The 697-nt window shown below is 70.3% G+C and carries 1 protein-coding gene; it reads right to left on the bottom strand.

What is annotated here, in order from left to right; translation table 11 throughout:
* A partial coding sequence (locus C667_RS23655) for a Re/Si-specific NAD(P)(+) transhydrogenase subunit alpha (RefSeq protein ID WP_004391648.1) occupies positions 1 to 697 on the bottom strand: 697 nt, incomplete at both ends.

The following is a 697-nucleotide window of genomic DNA, read 5'->3' as shown; positions in this document are numbered from 1 at the left end:
TCGCCCGGGACCGTGAGCTCGCAGTTGCCGCCCTGCTCGGCGGCGAGGTCGACGATCACGCTGCCCGGCTTCATGCTCTGCACCATCTCGGCGGTGATCAGCTTGGGTGCGGGTTTGCCCGGAATCAGGGCGGTGGTGATCACGATGTCGGCGTCCTTGGCTTCGCGCGCGTACATCGCGCGCTGCGCCGCCTGGAAGCCCTCGCTCATCACCTTCGCGTAGCCGCCGCCGCCCGAGCCTTCCTCGTCGTAATCGACCTTGACGAACTCGCCACCGAGCGACACCACCTGGTCGGCGACCTCGGCGCGGGTGTCGTTGGCGCGCACGACCGCGCCCAGGTTGGCGGCCGTGCCGATGGCCGCCAGGCCGGCGACGCCAGCCCCGGCGATGAAGACCCTGGCCGGCGGGATCTTGCCCGCGGCGGTGATCTGGCCATTGAAGAAGCGGCCGAAGGCGTTCGCCGCCTCGATCACCGCGCGGTAGCCGCTGATGCCGGCCATGGACGACAGCGCGTCCATCTTCTGCGCGCGGCTCAGCTGCCGTGGCAGGCAGTCGATCGCGAGCACGGTGGCCTTGCGTGCCTGCAAGGCTTCCATCAGCTCGGGGTGCTGCGCCGGCCAGACGAAGCCGATCAGCGTCGCGCCTTCGCGCAGCATGCCGACCTCGTCCAGCGTGGGCGGGCGCACCTTGAAGACGA

It is taken from the genome of Thauera phenylacetica B4P (assembly GCF_000310225.1).
Taxonomy (GTDB): Bacteria; Pseudomonadota; Gammaproteobacteria; order Burkholderiales; family Rhodocyclaceae; genus Thauera; species Thauera phenylacetica.
This window is presented reverse-complemented; position numbering and strand designations above follow the sequence as displayed.